Consider the following 14,247-nt stretch of genomic DNA (forward strand, 5'->3'; position numbering starts at 1 on the left):
CATGTCCTTGTCTTCCTGGCCCCCCGTCTCCGTCGTGATGCCGGTGCTGAACGAGGAACGCCACCTCGAAGAGGCAGTCGGCCGCGTCCTCGACCAGGAGTACCCCGGCGAGCTGGAGGTGGTGCTCGCGATCGGTCCCAGCAAGGACAAGACCCAGCTGATCGCCAACCGGCTGGCCGAGGCCGACAAACGGATCACGATCGTCGCGAACCCGTCGGGCAAAACCCCGTCCGGCCTCAACACCGGGATCGCCCACGCCCGCCACGACATCGTCGTACGGGTCGACGGGCACGGCGTACTGACCCAGGGCTACATCACCCGGGCGGTCGAGGTGCTGCACGAGAGCGGCGCCGACAACGTGGGTGGCGTGATGGCGGCTGAGGGTCGTACGCCGATCGAGATGGCCGTCGCCTGCGCGTACCGGTCGCGGCTCGGGCTTGGGGCGTCGACGTTCCACCAGGGCGGCAAGGCGGGCCCGGCGGACACGGTGTACCTCGGCGTCTTCCGCCGCGCGGCTCTGGAGCGGGTCGGTGGCTTCGACGAGTCGATGCACCGGGCTCAGGACTGGGAGCTCAACTACCGCATCCGCAAGACCGGCGGCCTGATCTGGTTCAGCCCCGACCTGTCGGTCACCTACCGCCCGCGCTCGTCCCTCAAGGACGTCGCCAAGCAGTTCTTCCACACCGGCCAGTGGCGCCGCGAGGTCATCCGCCGCCACCCCGAAACAGCCAACAAGCGCTACCTGGCCCCACCGGTCGCCGTGATCCTCCTGGCGGTCGGCACGATCCTCGGCATCATCGGCCTGGCCACCGGCGTAAGCATCCTCGACATCGGCTTCCTGGCCCCTCTCGGCTACGCCCTCCTGCTCCTGGTCGGCTCAGCCATGGAAGGCCGCTACCTCCCCTGGAAAGCCCTCTTCTGGCTCCCCCTGATCTGCGCCACCATGCACATCTCCTGGGGGCTGGGCTTCCTGATAGGCCTCCAGGAACGCCCCGCACCCCCCGCGACAGCCCCTGGCGCACCCGCCTCGGCCTAGCGCGCAACACCCGCCGGAGGAGCAACAGGCCGGCGGAACCTGCACCTGCACCACACACCAACCCGGTAAGTCGCGGGCTGCCCACGCTCACGGCCACCCCGAAACAGGCTCGCCAGACGAGTTGGTGTGTGGTGGCGATCCGGGGCCACGTAACACCCGGCCCAGACAGACCGATGTGACCTGCGCCGTCCCTCGCCGTGGCAGTCGTCAAGGAGATCTCATGCGCCCGCTGGTGCCTGCCACTGTGCTCGCGCTGACCTTGGCCAGCTGCAGTTCCCAGACCGGAACTGTCGATGACCATCCCGTGTCGTCCACTCCATCGAAGCCGCCGATGTCCGTCGCGAAGGCCAAGACGGCGCTACTCACCCTGCGCGATCTTCCGGCGGGGTGGACTGGGGGTGAGCCCATTGGGGTCACACCAGAAGATGTGCGGCCACGACGCACCTACGCTCCGGCCGAGTGTTTGGAGCTCTTCCACCCGGAGTACGAGCTGGGCAGGCCATCGACGGCAGCACAGGCCACCTTCGATGCTGAGGGGGACCAGCGGATCTTCGAGACGGTTCAGTCCTGGCCCGCGCAGCAAGCGGCGCTTGTGCAGAAGGTCACCGATGCCTTGCCTCGCTGCGCCACCTTCACGGTGACGGACCCGGCCGATATCAAGACCTCCTTCAAAGTCAGGCAGGTGCCGCTCGCCGGCCTAGCCGATGGCGTTGGACTGCGAGCTCAGATCACCGGTGACGGCGGCGGGTTCGTCATGTACCTGGTGTACGTCGTACGAGGCGGCAGCGTGCTCCACCTCCACCTGAACGGCGACAAGCTCACCGAGGCCGACGTGGCCCGAACGGCACGCAAGGCGACCGCACGACTGGAAGCAGCCAGGAAGTAATCCGGAGGACCCGGCGCGACAGAGTGTCGGACCTCCAACACTCACAAACTCGGCCGGTGAAGGGGTGCTCACGCTCACGACCGCTCCTGAACCCACACGTCAGACGGGTTCATGAGTGCTGGCGGTCCGGGCCGGACGTAACACTCGGGCCAGGCGAACCGAATTCGTCCAAACGGTGAGCAGGGCCACTGCGAGGCTCGAGGCGGTCACCGGGTAGTACTCGGGTTGCCGCCGGTACGACCTCGCGCTGATGCGCTGACGCGGCGCCCTGCCCCGGCCCCGGGTACTTGCGCCGACGCGCCTGCGGCCACCACCGCCTTGCCGCGAGGCAGGAGCGGAAACATGGGTGGGTGAGCATGGGCGACGCAGGAGCCTAAGCGTCCGGGCGGCTTGTTATCTGTTGGCTGTTGTTTCGTGGGTGTAGGCCTGGACAACCTCTCGGGCGTCGCCGTCCATTCGCAGTACGCCTTTGTCCAGCCAGATGGCTCGGTTGCAGGTGTCCAGTACTACGTCGAGGCTGTGGCTGACCAGGAAGACTGTGCCGGCTTCGGCGCGGAGGTCTTTGATCTTCTGTTCGGACCGGACGCGGAACTCGGCGTCGCCGGTTGCCAGGGCCTCGTCGACCAGGAGGATGTCGTGGGTCTTGGCCGATGCGATGGCGAACTTCAGCCGCGCCGCCATGCCCGACGAGTACGTCGACATCGGCAGGTCGATGAAGTCGCCGATGCCGGAGAACTCCACGATCTCGTCGTACCGCGACGCGATCTCGGCCGAGGACATCCCCATCGCCAGGCAGCCGAGGACGACGTTCCGGTCCCCGGTGAGGTCGTTCATCATCGCCGCGTTCACCCCGAGCAGCGACGGCTGCCCGCCGGTGTAGATCGCGCCCGACGCCGGCGGCAGCAACCCCGCGATCGCGCGCAGCAGCGTCGACTTGCCCGATCCGTTCCGCCCGATCACGCCGATCGCGTCGCCCTTGTACGCCGTGAAGGTGACGTTCTTGACCGCGTGCACCTCGCGGATCGTCGGCCGGTCCTGACGCTTCAGGATCCGCCGGAACGCGGTCGCCGCAGTACCTTTGCCGCCCTGTCCGGCGATCACCTTGTAGATGATGTTGACGTCGTCCGCGATGACGGTCGGCACGGGCTCAGCCACGGCCGTACCGATCTTCCGCCCGCCAGAAGAAGACGAACCCGCCAGCCAGTACTACGACCGCCCACCCCGCCGCGATCGGCCACGCATTCGGCAAGGCATGACGCGAGTGGTCGTCGAGCAGCGCGCGCCGTACGAGGTCGATGTACGCCGAGATCGGGTTGAGCGACAGCAGGTGGATCACCCAGCCCGGCGCGTCCAGGTCGGCGAGCTTGTCGGGGATGGAGAAGAAGATGCCCGAGGCGTACAACCAGGTCCGGGTCACGAACGGCAGCAACTGGCTGATGTCGGACACGAAGGTGCCGATCCGGGCGAAGATCAAGGTCATCCCGAGGTTGAACATCGTCTGCAGAACCAGCGCCGGTACGACGAGCAGCCAGCGCCAGGCGAATCCGTCCGTCACGCCGACGAGGACGAAGAGGATGCCCATCGAGACGGCCATTTGGTTCAGCTCGTTCACCACATAGGCCAGTGGCAGTGTCGCGCGCGGGAAGTGCAGCGTGCGGATCAGCGACAGGTTCAGGGCGAGTGCGCGCGACCCCTCGGTCATCGAGCGCTGCGTGTAGGTGAAGACGAACATGCCGCAGATCAGGAAGGCGGCGTAGTTGTGGATGCCGTTCTTCGTGCCCAGCAGAACGCCGAACGCCAGGTAGTACACGCCCGCGTTCATCAGCGGGGTCAGCACCTGCCAGACCGAGCCAAGCCGCGCACCGGCGTACATGGCGTAGGTGCGGGCGCGGGCATAGCTGAGGATGAACTGCCGGCGTCCCCACAGCTCTCGCAGGTAACCGCCGAGCGGCGGCCGCGCGGAACTCCTGGACAGGCCATGCCGCTCTGCCAGTGCCGCCAGGTCGACGGTCTCGGCCGGCCCGGCCGCGTTAGACATGCGGGCCAATCTAGCGGCCCCGGCCCGGCGCCTTCACATCGGCGCCACGGACATCGGTGTACGGACTGTCGACGCCACGGGTCCGGTCGCGATGAGCCCCGAAGGGTCGTAGCGTGTCGGGGTGAAACAGAGCCGCCCTTCTGATCTGTCCGAGGAAGAGCTCGGATTCCGCATTCGAGGACCAGTGCGCTGGCTGCTGCCGTCAGTGCTCGCCAGTATCGGCGTAAAAGCTGTCCTGTCAGGCATTTTCGGTGCGTACGCCGACAAGCGGGAACTGCAGAGCTCGTTGCCCGCGGACGGCTATCAGCACGGCACCGACGAGTTGTGGTTCGACTTCGTCGCCGACCTGGGTGACGGGTTCGACGCGACGTACACGGTCGCCTCCCTGCTCGCCGCCCCAGAACTCCAGCCCGTCGAGGGTTTGCGCCTCCCGCGAGCCGAGCTGCTCGTGATGGGCGGCGATCAGGTCTACCCGGCCGCCTCGTCGACGGCGTACGAGGATCGCACGAAAGGCCCGTACCGCGCCGCGCTGCCGGAGCCCGCGGATCCACCGACTCTGTTCGCGCTGCCGGGCAACCACGACTGGTACGACGGCCTGACGGCGTTCCTGCGCGTCTTCGCCCAGCAGCGGAAGGTCGGCGGCTGGGAGACCGAGCAGGGCCGCAGCTACTTCGCGATCAACCTGCCGCAGCGGTGGTGGCTCGTTGCCATCGACACCCAATTCAGCGGCTACATCGACGCCCCGCAACTCGAGTACTTCCGTACTGCGCTCGCCGGGATGGAGGACGGCGACGCGGTCATCCTCTGTACGCCGACACCCGCGTGGATGGACGCCGGCTCGGGTGGCGACACGCACGAGTACGACACGATCCGCTTCTTCGACCGCGCGATCATCCGGCCGGCGGGTGGGGTCACGCGAGTGATGCTGTCGGGCGACAAGCACCACTACGCCCGGTACGCCGAACGCGACGGCAGCGGTCAGCGGATCACCAGCGGTGGTGGCGGCGCCTACGTCAGCGCGACCCACCTGCTACCGAAGGAAATCACCCTGCCTCCGAAGGTGTCCCGCGTCGCCGACGTCAACGAGGTCACGACGTACGAGCAGGTGCAGACGTACCCCGAAGCCAAGGTGTCGAAGCGGCTGTCCAAGGGCATCTACCGGCTGCCGGTGCGCAATCCGGGTTTCTGGGGGCTGACTGCTGTCTTGCAGACGGTGCTTGCGTTGCTGATCCAGTTTGGGTTGGCTGCTGAGCCTCATGGGATCTTTGGTGTGCTCGCTGCGTGGACACCTGCTGCGTTTGGTGTTGTCGGCACTGTGGTTGCCGGGGTGCTGTTTGCCCGGTTTGGGTTGGTGCGAAGTTCGTTTGCCGCCGGGGTTGCTGGGTTTCTGCATTCCCTTGTGCACTTGATACTTGCGGTGGCTTGGGCCGCCGTACTGTTCCGGCTCGAGCAGGACGCGGCCGATTGGGTCACGGTGGTAGCGGCACTCGTGGTGACACCGATCGTGGTCGGCTTCGTCGACGCGGAGCTCGTAGCGGCGTACCTGCTGATCGCGGGTAAGTTCGGCTTCAACATGAACGAGCTGTTCGCCGGCCAGAGCATCGAGGACTACAAGGGCTTCCTCCGCATGCATATCAGCCCGACCGGCGAACTGACGATCTACCCAATCAAGGTCCCCAAGGTCTGCCATTCCTGGAAGGCCGCACCCACAGCAGACCCGCAAACCCCTTGGCTGATCCCAGCCAAGGGCTCACTACGGGTCGCCCTGATCGAACCACCAATCGAAGTACCCCGCCGCGTCAAATCCGCCGAGACTGCCGCGGTCCTCTAGCGAGCGAGTACTCCCCACGCCTGCTCCATTGGTACTCCCCGCGCCTTCTCCGACGGTCGCTCCTGCGTCGCACCCTCGTTCGCTAGCTCCCACCCACCCTGGTTTCTGCTCCTCCGTCGCCTTTGTCCACGCGGCTCCTGCGTCGCGCCGTGCTGCGCGGCGTGTGCTCCTGCGTTGACGTGCGTGCTGCGCGGAATGCTCCGCCGCCACCCGAGTGCAGGCGCGGCTCTCCGTCGCGTCCTCTACAGCGTTGCGGAGCCCAAGACGCGTGCCGAGAAGCGTATGGGTAGACAGCATCAGCCTGCACGGTGCTCTCCGTCAGCAGCGGTATGCCACCTTGAGCACCGGTCAGGCATAGGTCCGGTGTATTGGTGCCCGACGGGTGCCCAAGGCGCGAACACACCGCCATCGCATGGCCAAGCCACACCGGGCGCGACTCTGTGCACGGCCCGGGCGTTGACCGGTCGGTGATCAGGTGGGTGGTGCGGGGTTGCCCGCGAGGCCGAGCCGGATCGCTTCGGCGGCGGCCTGGACGCGGGTCCGTACGCCGAGCTTCTCGAAGATGTGCGTGACGTGCACGCTGGCAGTCTTGGGGCTCATGTAGAGCATCGCGCCGATCTCGCGATTTGTCCGCCCGTCCGCGACCAGGGCAAGAACCTGACGCTCACGCTCGGTCAACGGTGGGTGTAGGTCTGTGGTGGCCGTGCCTTGCTCGTGGTGCTCGGTCACGGAGTCGTCGAGATGGATTCGGGCGATTTTCGCCAGCCCCTGAATCTGGCCGAGCAGCGGTGCCGCGCCGAGCCGCTCGGCGATCCGTCGCGCCGCTTCCAGCTCGCCGGTCGCCCGGCCGCGGGCGCCAGGTTGCCCGCGATGGGCCACCAGCGCTTCGGCTGCCCTCAGTCGGGCTTGCGCCTCCCAGTACGGCCGGCCGAGTGACGCCCATTCCTGTGCGGCGGTGAGCCACGGGGTCGGGTCGGGCGTGCCGCGGATCCGGGATCGTTCACCGTCGACAATCGCAGCCAGCGCTGCGGCCTCGACCCCGAATACGGCGCGCCGGAGGAGCGTCACGAGTCGATCGAAGCCGTCGGGTGAGTGCGACGCGACCGCTGCTTCGAGACCGATACGTAGCAGCCCGCCGCACACCAGTTCGTCTTCGGTGTCGTGGCTCAGTTCGGCGGCGTCGAGTGCAAGGGCCAGGGCCTCATGCGGGCGTTGCTGGAGTAGGCGCAGCTGGCCCTCGATCTCTGCGTAGCCGCGCTTGTCCTGGGGCTGGTCGTCAACCGCGAACAGCTCCTGTCCTCGCTGCAGCTCGACGGCGGTCTGTAAATTCCCGCGTGCCATGTGGATCAGCGCGAGCTCGGTGTCCTTGAATGCCGGTCCGGACGGTGGCCGGCCTCTGTCCTCGCGGCTCAAAGCCTCATCCCATCGGCCGGCCGCGTAGAGGTTGTAGACGGCGTTGGACTCGATGAGGCCCTCGAGCCAGTGCTCGTTGACCATCAGGCGCCGGAGCTCGGACTGGGTTGTGTTCGCGACGGCCACCACCTGGTCGGTGTCGCCGCGCAACCCGTGCACATAGGTCAGCGTCATTGCCGCCATGGCCAAGTCCTCAGGTTCAGCGAGGTCGCGAGCGATCTTGAGCGCAGCCAGCGTCTCTTCCAGCGCCTTGTCGATCCGGCCCTCGTTTGCGGCGACCGCTCCCAGCTCCGCCCGAGCCTGGCCGATCATCCGGGTGTCGCCAGCTCGGGTCGCGTGCTGCAGCGCCGCCTGAGCTGCCTCGGCAATCTCCGCCGAGCGGCCGTAGGGCCTCATCATCACTGCGTGCGAGATGCAGACCTGGCCGAGCGCTCGGTCGTCACCGGCCGGCACCAGACGCCGTGCTCGTTCAACGTCCGCCATCGCGCCGGTGATGTCATCGACCAGTGCGCGCAGCCTGCCCCGCATCAGCAAGGCCTCAAGCGTGCCCACCTCGGCGTCGGATTCATCCACCGCCGCCTCGAGCAAGGCGAGAGCCTCGGCATGCCGGCCGGCGCCGCCCAGCAGCGAGGCCGCCCGCTCGGCGAGCATGAGGCGCTGCGGCACCCGGTCATCTGCCAGGTCAGACGGCCGCCACAGCGACGATGCAACAGAGAACCAGTGGCCTGCCTCCGCAAACGCGCATTCCTTCTCGGCGGCACGGGCGGCCAGGAGAGCCCAACGGAAGGCCGCATCCCGGTCGCTCGCGCGGCGATACTGCTCAGCGACCTCTGCGAGCTGCGCTGCGTTGCTAGCGTTGGCAACGCAGCCCGCCAAATGTTTCGCGAGTCGCGCATGCAGGTCGCGGCGTTCCGAAGACAGCAACTGGTCGTAAGCGACCTCGGCGATCACCGGGTGCCGCGCAGAGCAGCCGACCGCCGGGTCCCGGATCACCAGACCGGAGTCACAGGCCTCTCGTACGGCGTCGGCGGCACGGTCTGCCGCCGCCAGCAGGTCATCGTCATCGAGAGTGCGAGCCAACGTGCCGGTGGCCGCGACGACTACGCGGGCCGTCGGCGAGAGTGCCTGCAGGCGCGCGAGCAGGAGTTGGCGCAACGAAGCCGGCACCGTCAGGTCACCGCGAACCAGTTCGACATTCAGATACGGGTTGCCTGCGCTGCGCCGATAGACGGCAGCGACCGTCTCCGCCGTACAGTCCAACTGGAGATCAAGCAATTGGTGCGACGTCTCCTGCTCGGTCAGCCGACGCAACGGCAGATCGACGACGGCCGGGGTGCGAAGCAATTCCCCGAGCCAGGTCAGGTATTCGTGATCGGCAGTCTCGTCGCGCCAGGTCAGCAGCACGAGCAACCCTCGCTCGGGCAGGCTGCGCGTCTCATGAGCGAGAAAATCCAGCGTGGACCAGTCGGCCCAGTGAACGTCCTCGACCAGCAGGATCGTGCCCTGCGCCGCGTCGCTGTCGAGCACGTCGGCGAGGGTCTGCATTGACCATGCTCGGGCCGCCGCAGCTGACGGGAACTGGCCGGATGCTGTGGATTGGCTCAGCGCAGCCGTCACCGTGGAGCCGAGGCCGCTGTAGGCAGCCGCACCGGACATCGGCGCACAGGCGCCGCGAAGGATCCGTACTCCGCTACCGGAATGCTCGTCGAGAACCGACCGGACGAGCAGCGTCTTGCCGATGCCCGCCTCACCCCGAACCACGACGGCTGCGGACCGCTCCGGCAGATCCGCGATCAATCCTCGCAGTACCGCAGCCTCGACCCCGCGTCCGACCACCAAGCCGGCCATATCCCCGATCATGCGCCCCCGATCGGAGTACGGCCAGAGAGTGCCTACCCCGCCATCTCACCGCGGCGTATCCCCCAGTCGCGAGGTGGCCGTGCTGGCCCGGCTTGGCACACCTAACCGCAACTAAGGCACGCCTGATCCAAGTAGCCGCGATGTAAGGCGAACGGCGGCCAATCTGAGCGCGAGTACCCGATGTCGACGGCACTCCTTATCCCGGACAGTCATTGGCATGTCCAACCAACGAAGGAGTGGATTCCAATGGTCACCAAGACCATCACCAGAATCGCCGCCATCGCCGCAACTATCGGCATCGCCGGCCTCCCGCTGACCATCAGCGCGCCCGCCAGCGCCATCAACAAACCCGAACCCGGTGGGAACGCCCAGCCAGAACCAGTGCCCCCTCCAGTAGACAGCGACGGCAATCTGGACCTGGTGCAGCTCGGCGCCGGAACACTCGGCGGGATCGCCCTGACCGGAGCCGGGTTCGCCGCAGCTGCTCGACTGCGCCGCCACAAGCCACTCAGTAACTCGACCAGTGTGAAGACTCTGACCGCGCGCTGAGAGTGGAGCCCACACCAGCCTTGACCGTGACGCCGGTGGTCGGATCGCCTCGCCGACCACCGGCTGCCTCAAAGCGTTTCGTTCCTGACCACACGGCGTGGTGTGACGGTAGATGCCCGCACGGCACTCGACAGCTTCTCGCAGTTGCTCGGCCAGGGCAGCCTGCTCGGCCTCAGTTGGCTCGCAGATCGGGCTGTCGGGCTTTCGGGCAGAATCAGCGTGTGAAGAAACCCGAGACCAACCCCGTGGTCGCGCGCAACCGTAAGGCTGCCCATGACTACCAGCTGGGCGAGTCCTGGGAGGCAGGGATCGTGCTGCAGGGTGTGGCGGTGAAGGCGCTCCGTGCCGGGCGGGCGTCGCTGGTCGGCGGCTTTGCCATTGTCGAGGACCGGGAGATCTGGCTGCACGGCGTGCACATCCCGCAGTACCCCCAGGCGCGCTGGTTCAACGATGGCTCGCGTCGCAAGCGGAAGCTGCTGCTGCATCGTGCCCAGATCGACAAGATCGAGCGCAAGGTCAACGAGGGCGGCCTGACGATCGTCCCGTTGACCCTCTATTTCAAGGACGGTCGCGCGAAGGTGGAGATCGCCCTGGCCCGCGGCAAGAAGACCTGGGACAAGCGGCACGCGCTCGCCGAGCGGGAGGCGACCCGGGAGGTCGAGCGTGCAGTCAGCCGCCGGCGGAAGGGTCGCCCGGACTGATTCAGCGGTGCGTAGGGCTGCCCATTTACGACGGAAGCAAGCCGGTCCTGGTGACCGGCGCCCTGGGACAGCTCGGCAAGAATGGCACGATTACCACAGTCCAGGGCACTCCCAACAACGCCGCCCGCAAGCACATCCCTTCGACCCCGCGATGTCAGAAGACGGACATCTAGGTCCGCTTCTAGAACACCGAGCGGATCACGACCCCAACTCGCGTTCGTAGATGCGTGTGGGAACAGCCGTGGGAACACACAAGTGATCTCGCAGGCTCACAGAGCACAATGCGGGGAGTCTGCTGATGTGTCGCTGACGCCTGGAGCGCGCTCAGGGAAGCAGGTGTCTACGGCAGCGCTCGGTTTCCTGAACCGTGCGTCGCAGGTCCGAATCCTGGGGCTGTAGCGAATTATCAACCGGCTTGGCGCTCTTCGTTCAGCAGTCGCTCGATCCGGTCCAGCCGGTCGAGGATCTCGGTCTGCTCGACCGCCTCCCCGGCGACGTGGGCGGCCAGGACTCTACGCATTAGTGCGGTGTGACGGATGTGCTGCTGGCCGGCCTCTGCCTTGAGGGCGTCCACCAATGGCTTGGGTAGCCGTAGTGAGGTAGTGACCATCGGCGGTTCGACCCATTCGCCACCGGCCATCTCCGAACCGGTGTCGTGCGTGCCGTAGTGCTCGGCCAACGCCTCTAGTTCGGTCTTCGACCGCGGCAACCTCTCGCTCTTCTTCTTCATCTCAGCGTGCCTCCCTCTGGAAGGACTTCTTCTCGGCTCGTGTCATGTCCCGGGCGGTGACTATGAAAGCTGTTCCTGGAGCATCCTCGACAGCGACGACAAGCAGGTGCCGTCCCGCGTATGTCTGGCCATAACAGAGCAGTGAGCTGCCTCTTCCCTGCACCTGGTAGTACGGCCGCTCGAGGATGGCTTCGCGAACCTCGGCCATCGTGACGTCGTGCCTGGCGATGTGCTCTTCGGACCACTCGCTGTCTTTGACTTCCAAGAACACAGATCAAATGTAATGCGTTTGCATTGCGTTGCCAAGGGCGGGCGGCGGGGCGCCGTGGTCGGCGTGACCGACCGGTCCAGCCTGGTCGATAGCTTCAGGACCGGCGATGGGCTAGGTGCGAGGCGGGTCCTGTCACCCAAGCGGGCAACGTAGGAGCCCGCGTTCGGTGTGGGTGAGAGCGGTAACGAGAGTGCGACGCAGGAGCGATCGCAGCGGAGGCTGCGTGGGGTCTTCAGGTGGTGAGGCGGGTGCGTAGGGCGTTGAGGTCCGTGGGGGTTAGGCCGGCCCGCTGGAGGTAGGGCAGAGGGCCGCCGTACTTCGTGTCCAAGTGGCGGAGGATTTCGGTGAGGGAGGAGGCTCGGGTGTCGCGGTACTCGATCATTTCGGGGTGGAGCGACTCGTCGGGTTCGGCGGCGAGTTGGTCGGCTAGGAGGGGTGCTAGGCGGGCTTGGGTCAGGGCGTAGTCGGCGACGATCTCGTACTCCGGTACGCCGGCCACTGTCAGGGCTAGGGCGACGACGACGCCGGTGCGGTCTTTGCCGCCGAAGCAGTGGACGATGACTGGGCCTTCGGGGGCTTCGGCGATGGCGCGGAGGGCGGCTGCGATGCGGTCTGGGTGGAGGTCGAGCATCGTGATGCAGGCGCCGACGATGGTGGTGTGGTCCTGTGGGTCGGACGGGTCTTCGACGGAGATGTGCAGGGCGATCGGGTCAGCGGTGAAGGGCGTGGGGAAGGTGGAGACCTCGCCGTGAGAGCGCAGGTCGATGATGCGGCTCACGCCGGTACGCCGTACTGTCTCGACGCCCTCCGGCGATAGGAACTGAAGGCAGTCCGAGCGGATCAGAGCCGCGGTCCGGATCACTCCGCCGTCGGCCGTCGGGAGACCACCAAGATCCCGGGCGTTGCGGCAGTCCGGCCAGTCGAGATGACGATCAACGCTCACCAAGCCTCCTAGACCTATTGGTCTTCCAGATTGACGCCTTCGGGCGTGATGCGCGGTGCGGTGATTCGGGCGTAGGCGTGGTCGTTGAACGCGCTTACCTTCGCTGCGATCCGGGCCGGAGTCAACGCTGATTCTTCGAGCACGGTGAAGCGGCCCGGCCGGGTCTGCGGTGCGTAGTCGATGATCGCCTCGAACTCCTCCAGCGTGAAGCCGAGATCAGCTGCGAGTACCGGCAACCCGTGCCGATGCAGGCAGTCGACCGTAGCCTCGAACATCCCGAGATCCCCACGCAAGAACCAAGAAAAGGCCGCGCCCACCCCCACCTGTTCGCCGTGAAAAGCGCGTCGCGAAGGATGCAGCAGGTCGATGGCATGGGAGATCTCGTGGCAAGCGCCCGACGACGGCCGCGAGGTGCCCGCGACGACCATCGAGATGCCGGACAATACGAGCCCCTCGGCCAGGCAAGCCAAGAACGCGTCGTCGGCGATCGAGCCCGGATGGTTCATCACCGCGTGCGCCGCGGTCCGCGCCAACGACACAGCGAGGCCGTCGATTTCCTCACCACGCAAGGCGTGCGCGGTTTCCCAGTCGGCGATCGCGGACAGGTTCGAGATGATTTCGCCGATGCCGGAGCGGATCGAGCGCGGTGGTGCCTGGGCGATCAGGTCCAGGTCGACGAGGACGGCCAGCGGCGCCGGTACGCCGTACGAGCCGCGGCCGGCGTCGTTGTCCAGGGTGCTGATCGGCGAGGCGATCCCGTCGTGCGCGAGATTGGTGGCGACGGCAACCATCGGCAGGCCGAGGCGCGCGGCGGCGAACTTGGTCACGTCCAGCACGGTGCCGCCGCCGATCCCGACGATGGCGTCGTAGCGCTGCGGGCGGATCTGCTCGACGAGTTTGATCGCGGTGTTGATCGTGCCGCCGTCGACGGTGAACCAGTCGGCCCCGGCCAGCCCGTCCCGGAAGGTCGCCTGCACGATCGGCCCGTACGTCGAACCGACGGCGATCGCGACTCGTCCTGACGTCGAGATCCGCTGGTCGGCCAGGATCGCGCCGAGCTCCGCGAGTGCTCCCCGCCGTACGTCGACGACCAGCGGAGCCGGGATCATCCGCGCTAGCAGGGGCATACCGTCAGTGTCCTTCAGTCAACCAACGTCGAACGCAGGACACTAGTGCGCTGTCAGCAGTTCCGTAGGCGCGATGCACTAGCGCGGGCAGACGATCTCGCGGGCCCGGGCGAGGTCGGCGTGGTTGTCGATCTCGACCCAGTCGACCTTGCCGATGCCGGCGACGTCGATCCGGATGCCCTCGTCGACGAGGAGTTGGTAGCCGTCCTCGTAGTACAGGTTGGGATCGCGTTCCCAGGTCCGCTGAAGCGCATCCGCGAGCAAAGGAGCCGCCGATGGCTCGAGCAGCGTGACGCCGATGTACTCACCCGTCGCGGTCGCCGGGTCCATCAGTTTGGTGATCCGCTCAACGCCTCGCGCAGAAGACCAGATCACCTTCATCTCCTCGTCGGCGAGTGACTTCTCCGTGTCCAGCGCGAGGATGATGGACCGGTCGTCACCGCGGGCCTCGAGCAGCGCGCGCTGGACCGAGGCCGGGTGCACGGTGTCGCCGTTGGCCAGCATCGCGCCCTGGTGCAGCAGGTCACGGGCACACCACAGCGAGTACGCGTTGTTCCACGTCTCGGCCTTGTCGTTGTGCACTAGTTCGATCCGTACGCCGTACCGCTCCTCGAAACCCGCCACCCGAGACTCGATCGCCGCGGCGGCGTACCCGACCACGATCGCGACGTCCGTGATGCCGACCTCGGCGTAGTTGGCCAGCGTCAGATCGAGCACCGTCGTCTCCGGATCGATCGGGACGAGTGCCTTGGGCAGCGTGTCCGTGTACGGGCGCAGGCGGCGGCCGGTACCGGCGGCAAGGACGAGTCCGATCATGCGCGCATCCTAGTGTCCTGAGTCGGATGTGCCTGCACATCCGACT

13 protein-coding genes are annotated in these 14,247 nt (G+C 66.8%); 5 read left to right on the top strand and 8 right to left on the bottom strand.

The window, feature by feature from the left end:
• Nucleotide 1: 1 nt before the first annotated feature.
• Together A3ES_RS48510 and A3ES_RS0126330 are read left to right on the top strand one after the other, a co-directional pair.
• Nucleotides 2-1,036: a glycosyltransferase family 2 protein gene (locus tag A3ES_RS48510; RefSeq protein WP_040455643.1), complete on the top strand. Its 1,035-nt coding sequence runs from the start codon at nt 2-4 to the stop codon at nt 1,034-1,036.
• 220 nt (nt 1,037-1,256) lie between these two features.
• Nucleotides 1,257-1,922: a hypothetical protein gene (locus A3ES_RS0126330; RefSeq protein ID WP_020389840.1), complete on the top strand. Its 666-nt coding sequence runs from the start codon at nt 1,257-1,259 to the stop codon at nt 1,920-1,922.
• Between the two features lie 393 nt (nt 1,923-2,315).
• On the opposite strand, the gene A3ES_RS0126335 is transcribed toward A3ES_RS0126330, so the two are convergent.
• Nucleotides 2,316-3,077: an ABC transporter ATP-binding protein gene (locus A3ES_RS0126335; protein ID WP_020389841.1), complete on the bottom strand. Its 762-nt coding sequence runs from the start codon at nt 3,075-3,077 to the stop codon at nt 2,316-2,318.
• Complete coding sequence (locus A3ES_RS0126340) at nt 3,070-3,960, bottom strand: ABC transporter permease (protein WP_020389842.1); 891 nt, start codon at nt 3,958-3,960, stop codon at nt 3,070-3,072. Before A3ES_RS0126340 ends, A3ES_RS0126335 begins: the two co-directional genes overlap by 8 nt.
• Before the next feature lie 121 nt (nt 3,961-4,081).
• On the opposite strand from A3ES_RS0126340, the gene A3ES_RS48515 reads away from it, so the two are divergent.
• On the top strand, nt 4,082-5,791 hold the full coding sequence (locus A3ES_RS48515) for a metallophosphoesterase family protein (RefSeq protein ID WP_040455646.1): 1,710 nt from the start codon (nt 4,082-4,084) through the stop codon (nt 5,789-5,791).
• 471 nt (nt 5,792-6,262) lie between these two features.
• Here A3ES_RS48515 and A3ES_RS0126350 read toward each other — a convergent pair whose 3' ends face one another.
• A complete protein-coding gene (locus tag A3ES_RS0126350) occupies nt 6,263-9,052 on the bottom strand; it encodes a helix-turn-helix transcriptional regulator (RefSeq protein ID WP_020389844.1) in 2,790 nt (929 codons plus the stop codon).
• A gap of 258 nt (nt 9,053-9,310) precedes the next feature.
• On the opposite strand from A3ES_RS0126350, the gene A3ES_RS0126355 reads away from it, so the two are divergent.
• Nucleotides 9,311-9,613 (top strand): hypothetical protein, encoded by a 303-nt coding sequence (locus A3ES_RS0126355; protein WP_020389845.1) that lies wholly within the window; start codon nt 9,311-9,313, stop codon nt 9,611-9,613.
• A 221-nt stretch (nt 9,614-9,834) separates the two neighbouring features.
• Complete coding sequence (smpB, locus tag A3ES_RS0126360) at nt 9,835-10,314, top strand: SsrA-binding protein SmpB (protein WP_020389846.1); 480 nt, start codon at nt 9,835-9,837, stop codon at nt 10,312-10,314.
• Nucleotides 10,315-10,720: 406 nt separating this feature from the next.
• Here smpB and A3ES_RS0126365 read toward each other — a convergent pair whose 3' ends face one another.
• From A3ES_RS0126365 to A3ES_RS0126385, 5 genes are all read right to left on the bottom strand, one after another.
• Nucleotides 10,721-11,044 carry a hypothetical protein gene (locus A3ES_RS0126365; RefSeq protein ID WP_020389847.1) on the bottom strand — a complete coding sequence of 108 codons (324 nt, stop codon included), beginning with the start codon at nt 11,042-11,044 and terminating at the stop codon, nt 10,721-10,723.
• Between the two features lies 1 nt (nt 11,045).
• Nucleotides 11,046-11,315, bottom strand: coding sequence for a BrnT family toxin (locus A3ES_RS0126370; protein ID WP_020389848.1), 270 nt, complete (start codon nt 11,313-11,315; stop codon nt 11,046-11,048).
• 232 nt (nt 11,316-11,547) lie between these two features.
• Nucleotides 11,548-12,258 (bottom strand): tyrosine-protein phosphatase, encoded by a 711-nt coding sequence (locus tag A3ES_RS0126375; RefSeq protein ID WP_020389849.1) that lies wholly within the window; start codon nt 12,256-12,258, stop codon nt 11,548-11,550.
• 14 nt (nt 12,259-12,272) lie between these two features.
• Nucleotides 12,273-13,385, bottom strand: coding sequence for an iron-containing alcohol dehydrogenase family protein (locus A3ES_RS0126380; RefSeq protein WP_026163210.1), 1,113 nt, complete (start codon nt 13,383-13,385; stop codon nt 12,273-12,275).
• 78 nt (nt 13,386-13,463) lie between these two features.
• Complete coding sequence (locus tag A3ES_RS0126385) at nt 13,464-14,201, bottom strand: phosphocholine cytidylyltransferase family protein (protein WP_020389851.1); 738 nt, start codon at nt 14,199-14,201, stop codon at nt 13,464-13,466.
• Nucleotides 14,202-14,247: the final 46 nt, after the last annotated feature.

It is taken from the genome of Kribbella catacumbae DSM 19601 (assembly GCF_000372465.1).
Lineage (GTDB): Bacteria > Actinomycetota > Actinomycetes > Propionibacteriales > Kribbellaceae > Kribbella > Kribbella catacumbae.

Bases quoted from the DNA above. Each gene is read 5' to 3' on its own strand.
- A3ES_RS48510 (WP_040455643.1), top strand. From the start codon at position 2: ATGTCCTTGTCTTCCTGGCCCCCCGTCTCCGTCGTGATGCCGGTGCTG.
- A3ES_RS0126330 (WP_020389840.1), top strand. From the start codon at position 1,257: ATGCGCCCGCTGGTGCCTGCCACTGTGCTCGCGCTGACCTTGGCCAGC.
- A3ES_RS0126340 (WP_020389842.1), bottom strand. From the start codon at position 3,960: ATGTCTAACGCGGCCGGGCCGGCCGAGACCGTCGACCTGGCGGCACTG.
- A3ES_RS0126350 (WP_020389844.1), bottom strand. From the start codon at position 9,052: ATGGCCGGCTTGGTGGTCGGACGCGGGGTCGAGGCTGCGGTACTGCGA.
- A3ES_RS0126355 (WP_020389845.1), top strand. From the start codon at position 9,311: ATGGTCACCAAGACCATCACCAGAATCGCCGCCATCGCCGCAACTATC.
- A3ES_RS0126365 (WP_020389847.1), bottom strand. From the start codon at position 11,044: ATGAAGAAGAAGAGCGAGAGGTTGCCGCGGTCGAAGACCGAACTAGAG.
- A3ES_RS0126380 (WP_026163210.1), bottom strand. From the start codon at position 13,385: ATGCCCCTGCTAGCGCGGATGATCCCGGCTCCGCTGGTCGTCGACGTA.
- A3ES_RS0126385 (WP_020389851.1), bottom strand. From the start codon at position 14,201: ATGATCGGACTCGTCCTTGCCGCCGGTACCGGCCGCCGCCTGCGCCCG.